The following is a 263-nucleotide window of genomic DNA, read 5'->3' on the forward strand; positions in this document are numbered from 1 at the left end:
ACCCGGCGAAGTCGATGGTGACCTGCTCGGCGGCGAAGGCCGCTTCGATGTGGGGGCGCAGTCCCACCGGTCGGGAGAAGGGGCGGGCGGTCGGGGCGCCGTTGCGTGCGGAGCCGTTGTGGCCGTGGGCGGGGGCGGTGGGCGGGTAGGGGTGTCCGTTCGGTCCGGTGGGCAGGGGTGCTTGGAGTGCGTGCAGGACCGTCAGGGAGCGTTCCAGGCCCATGGTGCGTCCGGACTCGATGCGGCTGACGGTGCTCTGGGAC

At 73.0% G+C, this 263-nt stretch carries 1 pseudogene; it reads right to left on the reverse strand.

The features are described from left to right. A pseudogene (locus ACFHWE_RS23830) lies at positions 1-263 on the reverse strand (hypothetical protein); the annotation flags it as partial.

The organism is Nocardiopsis sp. LOL_012 (assembly GCF_048060475.1).
GTDB lineage: Bacteria > Actinomycetota > Actinomycetes > Streptosporangiales > Streptosporangiaceae > Nocardiopsis.